17 protein-coding genes are annotated in these 19,656 nt (G+C 58.5%); 11 read left to right on the top strand and 6 right to left on the bottom strand.

What is annotated here, in order from left to right; translation table 11 throughout:
• Position 1: 1 nt before the first annotated feature.
• The 3 genes from cyoA to ACJ8PE_RS08975 all read right to left on the bottom strand — a co-directional run bounded on the left by cyoA (position 2) and on the right by ACJ8PE_RS08975 (position 3,500).
• The gene (gene cyoA / locus ACJ8PE_RS08985; RefSeq protein WP_033642069.1) at positions 2-952 is read right to left on the bottom strand and encodes a cytochrome o ubiquinol oxidase subunit II; all 951 of its coding nucleotides are present in this window, start codon (positions 950-952) and stop codon (positions 2-4) included.
• A gap of 439 nt (positions 953-1,391) precedes the next feature.
• Positions 1,392-2,870, bottom strand: coding sequence for a muropeptide MFS transporter AmpG (gene ampG, locus ACJ8PE_RS08980; protein WP_197793429.1), 1,479 nt, complete (start codon positions 2,868-2,870; stop codon positions 1,392-1,394).
• A 51-nt stretch (positions 2,871-2,921) separates the two neighbouring features.
• On the bottom strand, positions 2,922-3,500 hold the full coding sequence (locus ACJ8PE_RS08975; RefSeq protein WP_033642071.1) for a lipoprotein: 579 nt from the start codon (positions 3,498-3,500) through the stop codon (positions 2,922-2,924).
• Between the two features lie 314 nt (positions 3,501-3,814).
• On the opposite strand from ACJ8PE_RS08975, the gene bolA reads away from it, so the two are divergent.
• The 9 genes from bolA to ACJ8PE_RS08930 all read left to right on the top strand — a co-directional run bounded on the left by bolA (position 3,815) and on the right by ACJ8PE_RS08930 (position 14,453).
• Positions 3,815-4,129 (top strand): transcriptional regulator BolA, encoded by a 315-nt coding sequence (gene bolA / locus ACJ8PE_RS08970; RefSeq protein ID WP_004940361.1) that lies wholly within the window; start codon positions 3,815-3,817, stop codon positions 4,127-4,129.
• Positions 4,130-4,496: 367 nt separating this feature from the next.
• Positions 4,497-5,801, top strand: coding sequence for a trigger factor (gene tig, locus ACJ8PE_RS08965; RefSeq protein WP_117188096.1), 1,305 nt, complete (start codon positions 4,497-4,499; stop codon positions 5,799-5,801).
• A 438-nt stretch (positions 5,802-6,239) separates the two neighbouring features.
• Entirely contained in the window at positions 6,240-6,863 is a 624-nt protein-coding gene (gene clpP, locus ACJ8PE_RS08960) for an ATP-dependent Clp endopeptidase proteolytic subunit ClpP (protein WP_016928858.1), read from the top strand.
• Positions 6,864-7,006: 143 nt separating this feature from the next.
• Positions 7,007-8,278 carry an ATP-dependent protease ATP-binding subunit ClpX gene (clpX, locus tag ACJ8PE_RS08955; RefSeq protein ID WP_004940354.1) on the top strand — a complete coding sequence of 424 codons (1,272 nt, stop codon included), beginning with the start codon at positions 7,007-7,009 and terminating at the stop codon, positions 8,276-8,278.
• A gap of 194 nt (positions 8,279-8,472) precedes the next feature.
• On the top strand, positions 8,473-10,827 hold the full coding sequence (gene lon, locus ACJ8PE_RS08950; protein WP_019454189.1) for an endopeptidase La: 2,355 nt from the start codon (positions 8,473-8,475) through the stop codon (positions 10,825-10,827).
• A gap of 216 nt (positions 10,828-11,043) precedes the next feature.
• On the top strand, positions 11,044-11,316 hold the full coding sequence (hupB, locus tag ACJ8PE_RS08945; RefSeq protein WP_004940351.1) for a nucleoid-associated protein HU-beta: 273 nt from the start codon (positions 11,044-11,046) through the stop codon (positions 11,314-11,316).
• Positions 11,317-11,494: 178 nt separating this feature from the next.
• Positions 11,495-13,378: a peptidylprolyl isomerase gene (gene ppiD / locus ACJ8PE_RS08940; RefSeq protein WP_033642073.1), complete on the top strand. Its 1,884-nt coding sequence runs from the start codon at positions 11,495-11,497 to the stop codon at positions 13,376-13,378.
• A gap of 138 nt (positions 13,379-13,516) precedes the next feature.
• Entirely contained in the window at positions 13,517-13,897 is a 381-nt protein-coding gene (locus ACJ8PE_RS08935) for a ComEA family DNA-binding protein (protein ID WP_197793430.1), read from the top strand.
• A gap of 154 nt (positions 13,898-14,051) precedes the next feature.
• On the top strand, positions 14,052-14,453 hold the full coding sequence (locus ACJ8PE_RS08930; protein WP_033642075.1) for an acyl-CoA thioesterase: 402 nt from the start codon (positions 14,052-14,054) through the stop codon (positions 14,451-14,453).
• 47 nt (positions 14,454-14,500) lie between these two features.
• Here ACJ8PE_RS08930 and queC read toward each other — a convergent pair whose 3' ends face one another.
• Both queC and ACJ8PE_RS08920 read right to left on the bottom strand, forming a co-directional pair.
• The gene (gene queC / locus ACJ8PE_RS08925; protein ID WP_197762094.1) at positions 14,501-15,199 is read right to left on the bottom strand and encodes a 7-cyano-7-deazaguanine synthase QueC; all 699 of its coding nucleotides are present in this window, start codon (positions 15,197-15,199) and stop codon (positions 14,501-14,503) included.
• A gap of 94 nt (positions 15,200-15,293) precedes the next feature.
• Entirely contained in the window at positions 15,294-17,030 is a 1,737-nt protein-coding gene (locus ACJ8PE_RS08920) for an SgrR family transcriptional regulator (protein ID WP_442536745.1), read from the bottom strand.
• 104 nt (positions 17,031-17,134) lie between these two features.
• Here ACJ8PE_RS08920 and cof point away from each other — a divergent pair, with 104 nt between their 5' ends.
• Positions 17,135-17,956, top strand: a complete 822-nt coding sequence (gene cof, locus ACJ8PE_RS08915) for an HMP-PP phosphatase (protein ID WP_094142063.1) — start codon at positions 17,135-17,137, stop codon at positions 17,954-17,956.
• Positions 17,957-18,019: 63 nt separating this feature from the next.
• On the opposite strand, the gene ACJ8PE_RS08910 is transcribed toward cof, so the two are convergent.
• Entirely contained in the window at positions 18,020-19,060 is a 1,041-nt protein-coding gene (locus tag ACJ8PE_RS08910) for a PLP-dependent cysteine synthase family protein (RefSeq protein WP_197762090.1), read from the bottom strand.
• Between the two features lie 122 nt (positions 19,061-19,182).
• Here ACJ8PE_RS08910 and ACJ8PE_RS08905 point away from each other — a divergent pair, with 122 nt between their 5' ends.
• The gene (locus ACJ8PE_RS08905) at positions 19,183-19,644 is read left to right on the top strand and encodes an Lrp/AsnC family transcriptional regulator (protein ID WP_004940330.1); all 462 of its coding nucleotides are present in this window, start codon (positions 19,183-19,185) and stop codon (positions 19,642-19,644) included.
• Positions 19,645-19,656 lie beyond the last annotated feature (12 nt).

Genomic DNA, 19,656 nt, shown 5'->3' with positions numbered 1-19,656 from the left:
GTTATTCCTCGGCTCCGGCGTGAGCAGCATGTTCACCCATGTCCATACCTTGGCTCATGTCCATGCCTTCGTGCGCGCCAGCGCCCTTGTGCATATCCATGTCGCCCATGAATTTGGCAATTGTTTCTTTGAACAAATTCGGTTTGACAGCGGCAAAGTACTCGACCGGGTTGTTTTCACTCGGCTCTGCCAGTTTGTTAAAGTCGTCGGTGGTGTTCAGGTTTTTAGGCGATGCCTTCACCTTGGCCACCCACTGATCGAAGTCGCCTTCGGTCGGGGTAACGATCGCGGTGAATTTCATACCGGAGAAGCCTGCGCCGCTGTAGCTGCTGGAGATGCCCTTGTAGGCACCGGCTTCGTTGCCGATCAGGTGCAGTTTGGTCTGCATGCCGGCCATCGCATAAATCTGTCCACCCAACTGCGGGATAAAGAACGAGTTCATTACCGAGTTAGAGGTGATCTTGAATTCGACTGGAACATCTTTCGGGAAAGCCAGCTCATTAACGGTCGCAATGCCTTGTTCCGGATAGATGAACAGCCATTTCCAGTCGAGCGACACCACTTCGATCGTCATCGGCTTCTTGTCGGTGACAATCGGCTTGAACGGGTCGAGTTCGTGGGTAGTCTTCCAGGTAATGGTGCCAAGGATGGCGATGATAATGATAGGAATGGTCCAGACGACCGCTTCGATCTTGTTGGAGTGGGCCCAGTTCGGACTGTACTTGGCGTCTTTGTTGGAAGCGCGATACTTCCAGGCAAAGGCGAACGCCATGAAGATAACTGGCACCACCACGATCAACATCAACGCGATTGCAGTGATAATCAGTGTCCGTTGCTCAACACCAATTGCTCCTTTGGGATTCATCAAAACCATATCGCAGCCACTGAGCAATACAGTGCCTGCAATTAATGACAGCATCCCAATACTTTTATTGTATTTCTTAAGTCTCATCTAACGACCTCAATAACAAAGGCTCAATTGTCGTTTCATGTGTGCGGGCATTTTACGGGAAGGTTGCAGTACTGTAAACATGCTTAAGGGAGTGTCAGCGGCTTGTTGACACTTTCTGTTAAGGGGGTCACAGATGTAACCCTGCGTGACAATTTACCAATGACAACAACGCGTTGGCACGCTGAATCGTGACGAGCAGTCCGTATGTTAAGGAAAACTAAAGGTATGATGAATCTGGCGAAGAAATGCGCGGCGGGGAAATACGCAGAAAAGGTTTATTTAATGTAAAATAATTGTGTCTTAAAGGTGAATTTAATTTTATTTCCGAGCGCCGCAGTCGGATAAAAAATAATTTTCTCGCTGATTATCTTTTTTTAACGAAATAAATACACCCCTGGATCGCTTTTTTTTCGGCCGGCAAAATCGCCGGCCGGTCGGGTTACGCCAAACGAGCGCGGCGCAGCGCCAGATAATCCAGCATGCTGCCCATCGCGACGCCGAGCAGGCTCAATGCGGCGCCGATCTGCAGCAGTCGGTCGGCCAACAGCGGCGCCTGCGTCCAGTCGAGCGCATTAGCGATCAGCAGCAGCAACCACAGCCCCAGCAGCGAGCAGCCCAGCGTCAGCAGGCGCAGCGCCCAGCGGTAAGCCTGGGTAAACGCGGTGCGCGGCATAAAGTCGCCATGCTCCTGGGTGTGTTCCAGCGTCTGGCGGCAGACGCCGAGCAACAGCAAGCCCGGCAGCGCGGCGGCGATCGAAAACAGATAGAACAGCGGCCAGCCATGGGCTTCGACGAACCAGCCGGCGATCGGGCCGACATAAACGCGGCCCACGGCGGACAGCGCCGACAGCAGCGCGAACTGGGTGGCGGAGAACGAACGGTTGCACAGCGTCATCAGCAGCGCGACGAAGGCCGCGGTACCCATGCCGCCGCACAGGTTTTCAAGGAAGATGGCGCTGCCCATGGTGAGCAGGTTCTTGTCGGTCACCGCCAGGATCCAATAGCCGAGATTGGAGACCGCCTGCAGGACGCCGAACAGCATCAGGGCGCGGAACAGGGTGAGACGCTGCATCAGCACGCCGCCGAACAGAGCGCCGACGATGGTGGCGAACAGCCCGAGTGTTTTGTTCACCAGCCCCACTTCGCCGGCGTCGAATCCCACGCCGCGGATCAGGAAGGTGGTGCTCAGGCTGCCGGCGAAGGCGTCGCCCATTTTGTACATCACGATCAGCAGCAGGATCAGCCAGGCGTTGTTGCGGCCGAAGAAATCGCGCAGCGGCGCGACGACCGCCTGTTCCATGGTGCGCGGCGCCGGGATGCTTTCATCCGGTTCCGGCGCCATCAGCGTGGCGGCCACGCCGATCAGCATCAATCCGGCCATCAGCCAGTAGGTGGCTTGCCAGCCGAAATAGCGATCCGCCAGCCACAGCGCCAGGCCGCCGGAAACCAGCATTGCCAGCCGATAACCCAGCACCGATATCGCCGCGCCCGCGCCGCGTTCTTCGGCTTTCAGCAGGTCGGTTTTATAGGCGTCGAACACGATATCTTGCGAGGCGGAGCAGAACGCCACCAGCACCGCCAACGCCGCCAGCCACCACAGGTGCTGCGCGGGTTGCATAAAGCCCATCGCCACGATCGCCGCCACCAGCAGCAGCTGGCTGATCAGCAGCCAACCGCGCCGCCGCCCGAGGAACGGCGGGGTATAGCGATCCATGAAGGGCGACCAGAGGAATTTGAAGACGTAGGCCTGGCCCACCAGCGAGAAGATGCCGATGGTTTTCAGATCGATGTTTTCGACGGTCATCCAGGCTTGCAGCGTGCCGGAGGTCAGTGCCAGCGGCAGACCCGACGCGAAGCCCAGCAGCAGCAGAATGGCGGAGTTACGCTGGGTGAAGATGTTCAGATAGTGTTTCGACATGAGTTCCCTGTCTGCGCCGCCCGATCCGCCGGGCGGCGCCAGGCGCGCCGATTAGCGCGCGTTTTGCTTGATAAAGTCGTTGACGCTGGTGTCCTGCGCCATGTCGGCGATCACGTCGCCCAGCACGGAGTTGACGGCGTCGGTGATCTTGTCGTTGGTCGCCGTGAAGGCGCCCTGCACGTTATAGGTCGAGCGGTAGTTTTTCACCTGCTTGTTGCCGTTCTTCGCCTGGGCGATGATCGAGATGTCGGCTTTGGTGGTGATGTTGTAGCGCAGGTTGCCTTCGGATACGTCCGCGTACAGATTATTGACGACCACCTGCAGCGCGACCGGGCCGTCGGCGCCAATCATGTAACCGCGGGCGCCCATTTGTTTCTCCAGCACTTCCTGCAGCAGGAAACGCAGATCGCGCGACGGCGTCAGCGTGACCAGTTGGCCGTCGCGGTTCACCTTGGCCAGCGCCTGATCGGTGCGCTGATCCGCGCCGTTGATGCTGATGGTGATGCCCTGCAGGGTAGGATCCTGCTGCGGCAGAACGATTTTCGGCGTGACGTTCAGGGTGTTGCTGCTGGTCGCGCAGCCGGCCAGCAGCAGGGCGGTCAGCAAAGGAAGACAAAGTTTCTTTAACATGTTTTCTGTCTCATTCTTGATGGATTTAGCAATAATCAGAGCGGGATAGCCGACAACGAATTGCCGACATCATAGCATCGCCGCCGTGCGGTGGAAGCGCGGAAGGCGCCTGAGTGACAAATTTTTACCTGCCGTTGATAAAAACACGCTTTTTTGGCCCGCTCAATCGGATAATCCCCCAAGCGGCGGGGATGACGCCCATCCTCTGACCGCAGAAAAGAGAAATTTGTCCAGGCGATGGTCTAAACGGGGGAAAACCGGCTAATATTGAACTAGATGGGCACGGTCCTCTGCCGGTGTTGTAAGGAGATCCTATGATTCGCGAGCAAATAGAAGCAAAGTTAAGGGCGGCGTTTGAGCCCGCGTATCTGGAAGTCGTTGATGAAAGCTATCGTCATAACGTTCCGGCGGGTTCAGAAAGTCATTTCAAAGTGGTATTGGTCAGCGATCGCTTCGTCGGCGAACGGTTTTTGACGCGTCACCGCTCCATCTACGGGGTATTGTCGGAAGAGTTGGCCGATGGCGTACACGCGCTGGCGCTGCACACCTATACGCTCAAAGAGTGGGAAGGGTTGCAGGATACCGTGCCGGCCTCGCCGCCGTGCCGCGGCGCCGGAACGCTGGCCTGAGGGGGAAATTTTCAGGTATCAGTGGAACTTTGCCCTCGAATTAGGGTATTACTACTGACGAATTTTGAAACGGCCTGCGGGCCGTTTCTGTTTTTGACGACGACACGGCCGATGCGCAATATGGCCAACGTTCGGTCTGTTTTGGCGGCCTTTTGGCGATCGAATCGACAAAAGTGTGATTTTTAGCGCGCCTGCGCCGCCTAGCTTTCCTCGACTCGCCATGCATGCGCCGCTATAATGTCGCGTCTTATTTTTCCGGAATGGTTTCGGGACGCTTCTGTCATCAGGGAACTCGGTTCTTATTTGTAGCCGTCCTGGTTCTTGGAACGGAGTTGACCGAGCACTGTGATTTTTTTGAGGTAACAAGATGCAAGTTTCAGTAGAAACCACTCAAGGCCTTGGGCGCCGTCTCTCTATTACTGTACCGGCTGATACTATCAAGCAGGCGGTGAAGAAAGAGCTGATCAACGCAGCGAAAAGCGTGCGTATCGACGGCTTCCGCAAAGGCAAAGTGCCGATGAACATCGTGGAACAGCGTTACGGCGCCTCTGTTCGTCAGGACGTGCTGGGCGAAGCGATGCAGCGCAGCTTCGTTGACGCGATCATCAAAGAAAAGATTAATCCGGCCGGCGCACCAAACTACGTGCCGGGCGAGTACAAAGAAGGTGAAGACTTCACTTTCGCCGTTGAATTCGAAGTGTATCCAGACGTTGAGCTGAAAGGCCTGGAAAACATCGAAGTTGAAAAACCAGTAGTGGAAGTGAACGACGAAGACGTCGACGCGATGCTGGACACTCTGCGCAAGCAGCAGGCGACCTGGAAAGAAACCGATCGCGCGGCGGAAGCTGAAGATCGCGTAACCGTTGACTTCACCGGTTCTATCGACGGTGAAGAGTTCGAAGGCGGCAAAGCGTCCGACTTCGTGCTGGCAATGGGCCAGGGCCGCATGATCCCAGGCTTCGAAGAAGGTCTGGTCGGTCACAAAGCGGGCGAAGAGTTCTCCATCGACGTGAACTTCCCGGAAGACTACCACGCGGAAAACCTGAAGGGCAAAGCGGCCAAATTCGCTATCGTGCTGAAGAAAGTTGAAGAGCGCGAGCTGCCGGAACTGACCGAAGAGTTCATCAAGCGTTTCGGCGTGGCGGACGGTTCCGTTGCCGGTCTGCGCACCGAAGTTCGCAAGAACATGGAGCGCGAGCTGAAAGGCGCCGTGCGTAACCGCATCAAGTCTCAGGCGATCGAAGGCCTGGTGAGCGCGAACGAAATCGACGTGCCTGCTGCGCTGATCGACGGCGAAATCGACGTGCTGCGTCGTCAGGCTGCACAGCGTTTCGGCGGCAACGAGAAGCAAGCGCTGGAACTGCCACGCGAGCTGTTCGAAGAGCAAGCCAAACGCCGCGTAGTGGTTGGCCTGCTGCTGGGCGAAGTGATCAGCACCAACGATCTGAAAGCTGACGAAGACCGCGTGAAGACGCTGATCGAAGAAATGGCCTCCGCCTACGAAGATCCGAGCGAAGTCATTGAGTTCTACAGCAAAAACAAAGAGCTGATGAACAACATGCGCAACGTGGCTCTGGAAGAGCAAGCGGTTGAAGCCCTGCTGGCAAAAGCGAAAGTGACTGAAAAAGCCACTACCTTCAGCGAGCTGATGAACCAAACTCAACAGGCGTAATGCCTGCGTGCCGGGCGCGATGAACGGCGCCCCCGGTTTCGCCTGGCGAACCGGCGCACGATGAAAAAGCCCGCAACCTGAGGTTGCGGGCTTTTCTTTTTGCCACGTTGCTGATTAATCTCAGGTTAAGCGGGGCAATATGCACTATATTTACCCTGTTGCCTGGGGAACTGGCTGGCATGATAACGGTCAGAATAACGGCATCGTTTCCGGCGCGCGGAGAAAATCGGCCTCTGGGCTTGAAATCGCGCCGGGCTCCCCCAATCTGTAAAGAATAATTCTGGGGCTGTTTGCCAAAGTGCGCGGGATGAAATAACCGTCGGGTACGTGTGGCGCGGGTCGAATGCTTGAGCATAGTCATCATGGCCGTTCTCAAGTAGAATCGGCGTATTAGGGTGACACCCTGGCCGCCAAGGCAATTTCTATTAGGAGACGGTAATGTCATACAGTGGCGAACGAGATCAATTTGCACCGAACATGGCGCTGGTGCCGATGGTGGTAGAGCAGACTTCACGCGGGGAGCGTTCTTACGACATCTATTCCCGCCTGCTGAAAGAGCGCATCATTTTCCTGACCGGCCAGGTGGAAGATCACATGGCCAACCTGATCGTGGCGCAAATGCTGTTCCTCGAAGCGGAAAGCCCGGAAAAAGACATTTTCCTCTACATCAACTCGCCGGGCGGGGTGATCACCGCGGGCATGTCGATTTACGACACCATGAAGTTCATCAAGCCGGACGTCAGCACCATCTGTATGGGGCAGGCGTGCTCGATGGGCTCCTTCCTGCTGACCGCGGGCGCCAAAGGCAAACGATTCTGCCTGCCGAACTCGCGCGTGATGATTCACCAGCCGCTGGGCGGCTACCAGGGCCAGGCGACGGACATCGAAATCCACGCGCGTGAAATCCTCAAGGTGAAAGCGCGCATGAATGAACTGATGGCCGAGCATACCGGCCAGCCGCTGGAGCAGATCGAGCGCGATACCGAGCGCGATCGCTTTATGACCGCGGAAGAAGCCGTGGAATACGGCCTGGTTGACGGCATTCTGACACACCGCAGCTAGAACCACGCGGCGCCGATGGACTATAGTAATCAGAGTGGGCAGGGGCTCGCTCTGTTGTAGCCCCCCGGCGTTCCCGATATGAGTTTGGGCGCACTGCCGCCGTGATTTTCCTGCGGGACAAGACTAAAGAAGAGGTTTGACTGATGACAGATAAGCGCAAAGACGGTTCAGGAAAGCTGCTGTACTGCTCTTTTTGCGGCAAAAGCCAGCATGAAGTGCGTAAGCTGATTGCCGGGCCGTCAGTGTATATCTGCGATGAATGTGTCGATCTGTGTAACGACATTATTCGCGAAGAGATTAAAGAAGTTGCCCCGCATCGTGAGCGCAGTGCGCTGCCGACGCCGCACGAAATCCGCCACCACCTGGATGACTATGTCATCGGTCAGGAGCAGGCGAAGAAAGTGCTGGCGGTTGCGGTGTACAACCACTACAAACGCCTGCGCAACGGCGATACCAGCAACGGTATCGAGTTGGGCAAGAGCAACATCTTGCTGATTGGCCCGACCGGCAGCGGCAAGACTCTGCTGGCGGAAACGCTGGCGCGCTTCCTGGACGTGCCGTTCACCATGGCTGACGCCACCACGCTGACCGAAGCCGGTTACGTGGGCGAGGACGTGGAAAATATTATCCAGAAGCTGTTGCAAAAATGTGACTATGACGTGCAGAAAGCGCAGCGCGGCATCGTTTATATCGATGAAATCGATAAGATTTCCCGCAAGTCCGACAACCCGTCTATCACGCGTGACGTTTCGGGTGAAGGCGTGCAGCAGGCGCTGCTGAAGCTGATTGAAGGCACTATCGCCGCGGTTCCGCCGCAGGGCGGGCGCAAGCATCCGCAGCAGGAGTTCCTGCAGGTAGATACCTCCAAGATCCTGTTTATCTGCGGCGGCGCATTTGCCGGCCTGGATAAGGTGATCGGTCAGCGCGTCAACACCGGCTCCGGCATCGGCTTCGGCGCGACCGTCAAGGGCGAGTCCGAGAAGGCCACTGAAGGCGAACTGTTGCTGCAGGCCGAACCGGAAGACCTGATCAAGTTCGGTCTGATCCCTGAGTTCATCGGCCGTCTGCCGGTGGTGGCGACCCTGAGCGAGCTGAGCGAAGACGCGCTGATTCAGATCCTGAAAGAGCCGAAGAACGCTCTGACCAAGCAGTATCAGGCGCTGTTCAACCTGGAAGGCGTGGAGCTGGAGTTCCGTGACGAAGCGCTGAACGCCATCGCCAAGAAAGCCATGGCGCGCAAAACCGGCGCCCGCGGCCTGCGTTCCATCGTGGAAGGCGCGCTGCTCGATACCATGTACGATCTGCCGTCGATGGACAGCGTGGATAAAGTGGTGATCGACGAGTCGGTGATCGCCGGTCAATCCAAACCGCTGCTGATTTACGGCAAGCCGGAAGCCCAGGCGTCTGGCGAATAATTAGCCAGTTAAACCAGCGCGTTATCAGCAAAATGGGGGATTTCATCCCCCATTTCTTTTTCCTGCATTCTTGCCGTTGAATGTAAGAGATTCATCCCCATATACTCATTAACCAGATTTTATGAAACGTTAGATGCTTGCGTCTCATGAGATTCCCCCTCAACCTGGCGGAAATTAAACTAAGAGAGAGCTCTATGAACCCTGAGCGTTCCGAACGCATTGAAATCCCCGTTTTGCCATTGCGCGACGTGGTGGTTTATCCGCACATGGTGATCCCGTTATTTGTTGGCCGGGAAAAATCGATTCGGTGCCTCGAAGCCGCAATGGATCACGATAAGAAGATCATGCTGGTGGCACAGAAAGAGGCCTCAACGGATGAACCTGGCATTAACGACTTGTTCTCGGTTGGCACCGTAGCGTCGATCCTGCAGATGCTGAAGCTGCCGGACGGCACGGTAAAAGTGCTGGTCGAGGGGCTGCAGCGCGCACGCATCACTACGCTGTCCGACAGCGGTGAGCATTTTGCCGCGCAGGCGGAATACCTTGAATCGCCGGCTATCGACGAGCGCGAGCAAGAAGTGCTGGTGCGCACCGCGATCAATCAGTTTGAAGGCTATATCAAACTGAACAAAAAAATCCCGCCGGAGGTGCTGACATCACTGAACAGCATCGACGACGCCGCGCGCCTGGCGGACACCATCGCCGCCCACATGCCGCTGAAACTCAGCGACAAACAGTCGGTGCTCGAGATGTCCGACATCACCGAGCGTCTGGAATACCTGATGGCGATGATGGAGTCGGAGATCGACCTGCTGCAGGTTGAGAAACGCATCCGCAACCGCGTCAAGAAGCAGATGGAGAAGAGCCAGCGCGAGTACTATCTGAATGAGCAGATGAAGGCGATTCAGAAAGAACTGGGCGAGATGGACGACGCGCCGGACGAGCACGAAGCGCTGAAGCGTAAGATCGATGCGGCGAAAATGCCGAAAGAGGCGCGCGAGAAAACCGAAGCGGAACTGCAAAAGCTGAAGATGATGTCGCCGATGTCGGCGGAAGCGACCGTGGTACGCGGCTACATCGACTGGATGCTGCAGGTGCCGTGGAACGCGCGCAGCAAGGTGAAAAAAGACCTGGTCAAGGCGCAGGAAGTGCTCGATACCGATCACTACGGCCTGGAGCGCGTCAAGGATCGCATCCTCGAGTACCTCGCGGTGCAGAGCCGCGTCAGCAAAATCAAAGGGCCGATCCTGTGTCTGGTTGGGCCGCCGGGCGTGGGTAAAACCTCGCTGGGGCAGTCGATCGCCAAAGCGACCGGGCGCCAGTACGTGCGCATGGCGTTGGGCGGCGTGCGTGACGAAGCGGAAATCCGCGGTCACCGCCGTACCTACATCGGATCGATGCCGGGCAAACTGATCCAGAAAATGGCCAAGGTTGGGGTGAAGAACCCGCTGTTCCTGCTGGATGAGATCGACAAGATGTCTTCCGACATGCGCGGCGATCCGGCTTCCGCTCTGCTGGAGGTGCTGGATCCGGAACAGAACGTGGCGTTCAACGACCACTACCTGGAAGTGGATTACGATCTGTCCGACGTGATGTTCGTCGCCACCTCCAACTCGATGAACATCCCTGCGCCGCTGCTGGACCGTATGGAAGTGATCCGTCTGTCGGGTTATACCGAGGACGAAAAGCTCAACATCGCCAAACAGCACCTGCTGCCGAAGCAGCTTGAGCGCAACGCGCTGAAAAAAGGCGAGCTGACGGTCGACGACAGCGCCATCATCGGCATCATTCGCTTCTACACCCGCGAAGCCGGGGTGCGCAGCCTGGAGCGTGAAATCTCCAAACTGTGCCGTAAAGCGGTGAAAACGCTGCTGATGGACAAGAAGCGCAAGCACATTGAGATCAACGGCGACAACCTGAAGGACTACCTGGGCGTGCAGCGCGTCGATTACGGCCGTGCGGATACCGAAAACCGCGTGGGCGAAGTCACCGGGCTGGCGTGGACGGAAGTGGGCGGCGATCTGCTGACCATCGAAACCGCCTGCGTGCCGGGCAAAGGCAAGCTGACCTACACCGGTTCCCTGGGTGAAGTGATGCAGGAATCGATTCAGGCAGCGCTGACCGTGGTGCGCGCGCGCGCGGAGAAATTGGGCATCAACGCCGATTTCTACGAGAAGCGCGACATCCACGTGCATGTGCCGGAAGGGGCGACGCCGAAAGACGGCCCGAGCGCCGGTATCGCGATGTGCACCGCGCTGGTCTCCTGCCTGACCGGCAACCCGGTACGCGCCGATGTGGCGATGACCGGCGAGATCACGCTGCGCGGCCAGGTATTGCCGATCGGCGGCCTGAAAGAGAAACTGTTGGCGGCGCATCGCGGCGGCATCAAAACCGTGCTGATCCCTTACGAGAACAAGCGCGATCTGGAAGAGATCCCGGACAATGTAATCGCCGATCTGGAGATTCATCCGGTGCAGCGAATCGATGAAGTTTTGAACATTGCGTTGCAAAACCCGGCCTTCGGCGCACTGCCGGTAGCGGCAAAATAGTGACGAATCGCAAAAACCATTGATAAAACTTATACTGGCAAGCCATTTCGGACTTGCCAGTATTTTTTTGTACCGCTAAGTTAGATCTCTGTCGGCCCACGTTTTGCCACGCAGTCGGTGGCTTGCCAAGGTTCGATGGGATTGATATAACAGCTGCGCTGTCGCAACCGTAGGGATTTTTCGGTGCGACGATAGAATTCTAGAGGGGATGATAGAGTGAATAAGTCACAACTGATCGACAAGATTGCCGCAGGTGCTGATATTTCCAAAGCGGCAGCTGGACGTGCTTTAGACGCAGTAATCGCTTCCGTTACCGACTCTCTGAAAGCTGGGGATGACGTGGCTCTGGTTGGTTTCGGTTCCTTCACCGTGCGTGAACGTTCGGCTCGTACCGGCCGTAACCCGCAAACCGGTAAAGAAATCAAGATCGCGGCAGCCAAAGTGCCGGCCTTCCGTGCAGGGAAAGCGCTGAAAGACGCTGTAAACTGATTTGGCGTCTAACCGTTTAGCGTAACAGGGTTTTGTAATAAACAATCACCTGACGCAGCGGTGCTGGTAAGGTAAGATACAAGGCGCATCGGACTGATGCGCTTTTTTTATTTTTGTCGCAGGGAACGCGCCTGCACAAGGGTTGTTAATCCACATCACAGCGGAGTGTTGTCACACTATGATGGACAATTTACGCGCGGCTGCCAATCACGTCGTGCTCAAAATCATCCTGGCCCTGATCATCCTGTCATTCGTCCTGACCGGGGTGGGTAACTACCTGATCGGCGGCTCCGGCGATTATGCTGCGAAAGTAAATGGTCAGACGATCGAACGCGCTCAGCTGGAACAGGCTTTCCAAAGCGAGCGTAGCCGCATGCAGCAGCAGCTGGGTGACCAGTTCTCTGCGCTGGCCGGCAACGAAGGCTACATGCAGCAGATGCGCCGTCAGGTGTTGTCCCAGTTGATCGACAACATGCTGCTCGACCAATACGCCAAGAAGCTGGGCCTGGCGGTCAGCGACGATCAGATCAAGGACGCCATCCGCAAGGCGCCTTATTTCCAAACCAACGGCCAGTTCGATAACGCCAAGTACCTCGACCTGATCGGCCGTATGGGCTACACCGCCGACAACTTCGCGCAGTCGATGCGTCAGCAGCTGGTCAATCAGCAGCTGATCCAGGCCTTCGGCGAATCCGGCTTCGTGCTGCCGTCCGAATCGCAAGCCATGGCGGCGTTGGTGCTGCAGGAGCGCGACGTGCGTCTGGCGACTATCGATCTGAAGGCGCTGCAGGCGAAACAGAGCGCCGGCGACGACGAATTGAAGGCGTATTACGATCAGAACAAGAACAGCTTCATCGCCCCGGAGCAGGTGAAGGTGAGCTATATCCCGCTGGACGCCGCGTCCATGCAGGACAAGGTGAAAGTGAGCGAAGAGGACATCAGCGCTTACTACGACCAGCACAAGAGCAGCTACGGCCAGCCGGAGCGTAAAAACTACAGCGTGATCCAGCTGAAAACCGAGGCGGAAGCCAATGCGGCGCTGGACGAGCTGAAGAAGGGCGCCGATTTCGCCACGCTGGCGAAAGAAAAATCCACCGACATCATCTCACGCCGTACCGGCGGTGAACTGGGTTGGCTGGAGCCGGAAACCACCGCCGACGAGCTGAAGCAGGCTAACCTGACTGAAAAAGGGCAGCTGTCCGGCGTGGTGAAATCTTCCGTCGGCTACCTGATCGTGCGTTTGAACGACATCGAACCAGAGAAACTGAAGCCGCTGAGCGAAGTGCATGACGCTATCGCCAAGCAGGTGAAGCAGGAGAAAGCGGTAGATGCGTATTACGCGCTGCAGCAGAAGGTGAGCGAAGCGGCGACCAGCGACAACGAATCCCTGGCCTCGGCTGAAGAAGCGGCGGGCGTGAAAGCGGCGCAAACCGACTGGTTCACCCGTGACAACATCCCTGCAGCGCTGAACTTCAAGCCGGTGGTGCAGGCGATCTTCGACGGTTCGCTGATCGGCGAGAACGGCGCGCCGGGCAGTAACTCCGACGTGATCACCGTAGACGGCGACCGCGCCTTCGTGGTGCGCGTGAGCGGTCACAAGCCGGAAGGCATCGAGCCGTTCGACCAGGTAAAAGACCGCGTGGCGGATCTGGTGAAGCGCAACAAGGCGGTGCAGGAAGCGAAACTGCAGGGCGAGAAGCTGCTGGTTGAGCTGAAGCAGGGCAAGGGCGACGAGGCGATGAAAGCCGCCGGCCTGAGCTTTGGCGCCGTACAGAAGATGGCGCGCGCGCCGGAAGACAGCCAGCTGGTGGAGAGCGTGTTCGCGCTGCCGCACCCGCAGGACGGCAAACCGGTGTACGGCATGTCGCAGGATCGCCAGGACAACGTGGTGCTGATCGCACTCGATGCGGTGAAGCCAGGCACGCTGCCGGAAGACGAAATGAAAACCTTCGTCGGCAAGATGGAAGAGGGCGCGACCGGCGTTTCCTTCGATTCGCTGCTGGCGAGCCTGCGTAAAGAAGCCAAAATTAAAATGGGCGCCGCTGAGCAACAGCCGCAGTAATCGCCGCATTTTTCTGCAACGCAGTGCAACAAACAAAGGCCGCTTTCGCGGCCTTTTCCACATCTGATATCCGCCGATTGCTGAATATCTGCCGCCGCGGCAAGGTAGCCGTGCTGTCACACACAAGGAGGATACAGCATGCAACATACAGAGAAAAAAACGTTATCAGGTTACCGTCATCACGTTAAAGCCGCGCTGGCCGCGCTGTTGTTATGCCTGGCGGTGCCGGCCGCCGCGGCGGATAAAGCCGATGCGCGGGCGCCGATGCTCTCAACCCCGACGAGCAATGGCGGGCAACAGGCGATGACCAAGGCGGCCGAAGAGACGGCGGTCAGCATCAATCAGGCCACCGCCGAACAGCTCGCAGCGGCTTTGAGCGGTGTCGGTCTGAAGAAGGCGGAAGGCATTGTGCGCTATCGCGAACAGAACGGGCCATTCACCCAGGTTGAGCAACTGCAGGAGGTGCCGGGCATCGGACCGGCGCTGTTCGAGAAGAACCGCACTCGGCTGAAAATGTGATCCCGGTCGCGGCTGCGCGGCAAAATGCCGCTGAGGCAATGGCGACTCTGCTACATTTTACAGGTCTTACCAGTTTGGCGCGTTGACCAAACGGGCGAGGGAGCCCACGCGGCTCCCTCTTTCTGTAATCACCAGGCAGGAGCGATCGTTCCCTATGCAAACCTTTATCAAAGTTCGCGGTTATCACCTTGATGTCTACCAGCACGTTAACAATGCCCGCTATCTGGAGTTTCTGGAGGAGGCGCGCTGGGAGTGGCTGGAAAACGAGGCAGGGTTCCGCTGGATGACGGAAAACAACATCGCTTTCATCGTGGTGAACATCAATATCAATTACCGCAGCCCGGCGGTATTGGGGGATAAACTGCGCATCGACAGCCAGATGGTGCAGCTCAACGGCAAAAGCGGGGTGCTGAGCCAGAAGGTGACGCAGGATCCGGCGGGGACGCCGGTGGCCGACGCGCTGCTGACTTTCGTGTGCGTCGATCTGAAAACGCAGCGCGCGCTGCCGATTGAAGGGGAATTGCGCGAGCACCTGGAAGCGCTCACGCCCAAATAACATTCGCAGTCAGCTCACCGGCGGCGGAGGCTGCCGCCGTCGCTGCCTCAGGCCAGACCGGCCTTCTGTTTCAACGCCGCCATCACTTCCGCCTGGTTGGCGCGATATTGCGTCAGGCCATTGGCGCGCAGGTTGCAGGCGGCGCATTCGCCGCAGCCGTCACCCTTGATGCCGTTGTAGCAGGTCAGCGTATCCTGACGCACCCGATCCAACTGCTGGTAATAGTCCGCCAGCGCCCAGGTTTCGGCCTTGTTCAGCCACATCAACGGCGTTTCGAAGCGGATATCGCGGGCGATGCCCAACACCACCGCCTGGTTCAGCGCTTTGACGAACTCGTTGCGGCAATCCGGGTAGCCGGAGAAGTCGGTTTCACACACGCCGGTGATCACCGCCTCCGCTTCCACCTGGTAGGCGTAGATCGCCGCCAGCGTCAGGAACAGGATGTTGCGGCCCGGCACGAAGGTGCTCGGCAGCGCGTTTTTCTGATTGGGATCGTAGGCGGGAACCGGAATATTGTCGCGAGTCAGGCTGCTGATGGCCAGCTCATTGAGCAACGTCACGTCCAGCACCTTGTGCGCCTTGGCGCCGAGGGCCTCCGACAGCTCCTGAGCCACTTCAATTTCGGCGCGATGGCGCTGGCCGTAATCGAACGTGACGCAGTGAACTTCGTCATACTGTTGCAATGCCTGGATCAAGCAGGTCGTGGAGTCTTGTCCACCGCTGAAAACGACAACCGCGCGCTTCATAAAATCACCTTTTTGGGCTTTGGCCATTCCCGATACACATTCGGGCGGCAGGATAAAAATTGCGTTGCGGCGACAATAGTAGCAGAAAGGGCCGTCAGGCGCAGGGCGGTTCGGCTCCGGTCGGTGCGTCATCCACCGGCGGCGGCAGCCACGCCTGGCAAAAATCGAACCAGCCATGGGCGGTCAGCGTCACGCCATGCATGCGCGGCGGCGCGCTGATCTGATACTGGTAGTGGAACAGCGGCGTGATGATGGCGGCGGCCATCAGCTGTTGATAATAGGCCTGCAGCCGTTCGAAGCGCAGTGGCTGCGCCTGCAGCTGCTGGATCTCCCGCAGCGTCTCCTGTTGCTGCTGCCAGCGGCTTGCCGTCAGGATGCCGCGCCACAGCGGATCCTGCCGCAGCCAGCTCTCCAGCGTCGCATCCGGCGCCTCGCCGATCAGGTTGTCCGCCAGCAGCAGGTCGGCCTGGGCGATCTGTTCCTCGCTTTGCCAGCGCTTGCCGGCGTAGTAGCGCACTTCCAGCTCGCAGCCGTGCTGCGCGAGCAGCCGCTGTAGCGCGACCGTCACCGTTTCCAGCTCGACCGGCGGCCGATACAGCAATGTTAGCCGAGCGGGCAGCGGGACATCTTCTTCAATCCGTTGGCTGGGGATGCGCCAGCCGGGCAGCATTTCATGGCTGGGGGTGATCACGCTGTTGGGGATCGGCAGATGGCTGAGCAGGCCGGACTGCTGGATCAGCATCAGCAGCTTTTGCCCCTGGGCTTCGCTCAGCACGCCGTGGCGCAGGTTCAGCGCCAGATAACACCAGCCCAGGCTCATGCTGCGCTGCACCGGCCGGGCCTGCGCCAAATCGTCTTGCTGACCGATGGTGATGCGCACCGGATGCCGGCAGCTGGCGTCGGCGCCGGTGATGGGCAGATCGGGCGTGATCCAGTATTCGATGGTGTCCAGATACGGATGCTGCAGATGGTAATCGGCATGCTGTTCCAGCCTCACCAACTGCGGTTCATTCAACGCCAGTTTAAATGGGCCGGCGCCGATGGCCGGCAGTTCGGGGTGCGTCATCAGACAAGGCAGCTCCGCCAGCCGGTGTGCCAGCCAATAGTCCGGTAGGTGCAGGTCGAACTGAATGCACAGCGGATGCGGCAGGCTGACGTTCGCGACGCTGCTCAGGCTGGGTTGGCTGCGCGGATGGCCCAGCAGTTTTTCCAGCGTTTGCAGCAGTTGCTGGCCGGTCAACGGTTCGCCGCTGTGCCAGCGCAGCTGGCTACGCAAAAAGAAACGCCAGCGCAGGCCGCCATCGCTTATCTGCCAGTGGTGCGCCAGATCGGGCTGCGGCTCCGGGTTACCGGTCATCAGGCGCGTCAGCCCGGCGTGCAGGGTCGACACCAGATGTTGCTCGGCGCGGCCGGTCAGCGTGAGCGGATCGAGCGCCTCCAGCGTGCGGTAATAGGGAATGCGCAGCGTCGGGCTGCCGGCCTGCCATTGCCCGCCGAGGTGCGGGCTGAGCAGATCCTGCAGGTGCTGCGGATCGAGCTGCGCCATCTCCAGCGCCCCCTGATGATTGCCCTGTTGCAACAGCTGCTGCAACAGCTGCGCGCGCAGCTCATCCGGTGTTTTCAGGCAGTGCAGGCTGGCGCGTTTGCCGCGGCCGGGCTGCGAATGCCAGCTCAGCCAGCCCTGATCCTGCAACTGCTGCACCAGCGTGCGGGCATGGCGTTCGCTGCAGTAGAACATTGCCGCCAGCTCGCCGATGGTCACGGCGACCGGCGCGTTGCCGAGCTGTTGATACAGGCGTTGGTATTGGCTGAGACGGTGAACCAGGCGCATGAGCAGAAATCCGGAACAGTTTTCCCAAATTGTTCACTATTACTTCCGCAAATACCATCCCATACTGCACTGATTGTAATCGCGTTCACATTCATGAGGTCTTTATGTATCGCCTGGCGGCTTTCGATATGGACGGCACGCTGTTGATGCCGGATCACCGGGTTGGCCCGGAAACGCTGGCGGTGCTGAACCAGCTGGTGGAACGGGAGATGGTGGTGACGTTCGCCACCGGGCGGCACTACCTTGATGCGCAACCGATCATGGCGCAGCTGGGGCTGCAGGGTTATCTGATCACCGGCAACGGCACGCGGGTGTATGACAACCGCGGCCAACAGCTGCACGCCACCGATCTGCCGGCGGAGATCGCCGAAGAGGTGCTGCATCATCATTGGCGCACCCGCGCCAGCATGCACGTGTTCCGCGACGAAGGGTGGCTGACCGAGTTCCCCGCGCCGGAAGAGATGCTGCAGGCGCACCACCTGAGCGGCTTTCGCTTCCAACTGGCTGACGTGCGCCGCTTACCGGCGTTCGGCAACAGCAAGGTGTGCTTTGTTGCACCGCATGAGGCGTTGCTGGAATTGCAGGTGCAGCTGCGGGCGCAGCTGGGCGGCGAGGCCGATCTGTGTTTCTCCGCTTACGATTGCCTGGAGGTGCTGCCGCTCGGTTGCAACAAGGGCGCGGCGCTGGACCGGCTGAGCCGTCACCTGGGATTGACGATGGCCGACTGCATGGCGTTCGGCGATGCGATGAACGACAAAGAGATGCTGGGCGCGGTGGGACACGGCGTGGTGATGGGGAACGCCCTGCCGCAGCTGAAATCCCTGCTGCCACAGCTGCCGGTTATCGGCCACTGCCAACAACAGGCGGTGGCTCATTATTTACAACATTGGCTGCGTTCACCTTGCCTCACCTATTCCCCCGAATAATGAGGTTCTCCTTACAGCCGGCCGGGTATGACTACCCGGCTTTTTTTTACGTTGCGCCCGGCGTTACAAATCCGCCAGCTGCGCCAGATACGGTTGCAGATCGCCAATGTTGTTGCTGACCCACTCCGGGTTGTAATAGGTATCGAGGTAGCGCTCGCCGCTGTCGCACAGCAGGGTAACGATCGCCCCTTGCTCGCCGTTTTCCCGCATCTGCTTCGCCAATTGCAGCGCGCCCCAGACGTTGGTGCCGGTGGAGGCGCCGACCTTGCGGCCAAGCACGGTCTCCAGCCAGTGAATGGTGGCGACGCTGGCGGCGTCCGGCACCCGCAACATGTTATCGACCACCGCAGGGATGAACGACGGCTCGGCGCGTGGGCGGCCGATGCCTTCGATACGGCTGCCGCAGCTGCCGATCAGGGTGCGATCGCCGTGGTGGAAGCAGTCATAGAACACCGAGTTTTCCGGATCGACCACCGTCAACCGGGTGTCGTGCCCCTGATAACGGATATAGCGCCCCAGCGTGGCGGAGGTGCCGCCGGTGCCGGCGCTCATCACGATGTGTTTCGGCACCGGGAAAGGTTCGCGCGCCATCTGGCGGAAGATGCTGTCGGCGATATTGTTGTTGCCGCGCCAGTCAGTGGCGCGCTCGGCGTAGGTGAACTGATCCATATAGTGGCCGTTCAGCTCTTTCGCCAGCTGTTCGGAAGCGGCGTAGATCTGGGCGGCGTGATCGACGAAGTGACAGCGGCCGCCGTAAAAGGCGATCTGTTCTACCTTGCGGCGTGCGGTGCAGGACGGCATCACCGCGATGAACGGCAGACCGATCAGCCGCGCGAAGTAGGCTTCGGACACCGCCGTGCTGCCGGAAGAGGCCTCGATGATGGTGGTGTTCTCGGTGATCCAGCCGTTGCACAGGCCGTAAAGGAACAGCGAGCGCGCCAGGCGGTGTTTCAGGCTGCCGGTCGGGTGGGTGCTCTCATCTTTCAGGTACAGGCAGATGCCGGGAAACGCCGGCAGGTTCAGGCGAATCAGGTGCGTATCGGCGGAGCGTTGAAAATCCGCTTCTATTTCACCGATAGCATATTTTACCCAAGAGTTTGTCATGATTTGGCCTCAGAATAGGGGGCTGATTTATGGCGTAGCATAGCCTGTCGGCAGGAAAAAAGGATTGCCATTTTCCCTGTTTAATCGCCTAATGGGAGAAAATTTTTCTCCAGGTGGCCGCTATGTTAGATAAAACAGACCGTAAGCTGCTGTGCATGCTGCAGCAAGATTGCACCCAGTCGCTGCAGGCGCTGGCCGATGCGGTTAATTTGACCTCTACGCCGTGCTGGAAGCGCCTGAAGCGTCTGGAAGACGAAGGCTATATCCGCGGCCGGGTGGCCTTGTTGGATAACGAAAAGCTTGGCCTGGGGCTGACGGCGTTCGTACTGATCAAGACCCAACAGCACAGCAGCGAGTGGTATCAGGCGTTTGTGCAGCTGACCAGTCAGATGCCCGAGGTGCTGGCGTTCTACCGTATGGCGGGAGAGTACGACTACCTGATGCAGGTCGAAGTGGCGGACATGAAAAGCTACGACGGTTTTTACAAGCGCCTGGTGAACGGCGTGCCGGGCCTTATCGACGTCACCTCGAGCTTTGCCATGGAAAAAATCAAATACACCACCGCGCTGCCGGTGCCGGAGTGAAAAGTTCACCGG

The sequence above is a fragment of the Serratia sp. CY74737 genome, from assembly GCF_052166775.1.
Classification (GTDB): domain Bacteria; phylum Pseudomonadota; class Gammaproteobacteria; order Enterobacterales; family Enterobacteriaceae; genus Serratia; species Serratia ureilytica.
The sequence above is the reverse complement of the archived record's forward strand: the minus strand, read 5'-3'. Positions and strand labels throughout refer to the sequence as shown.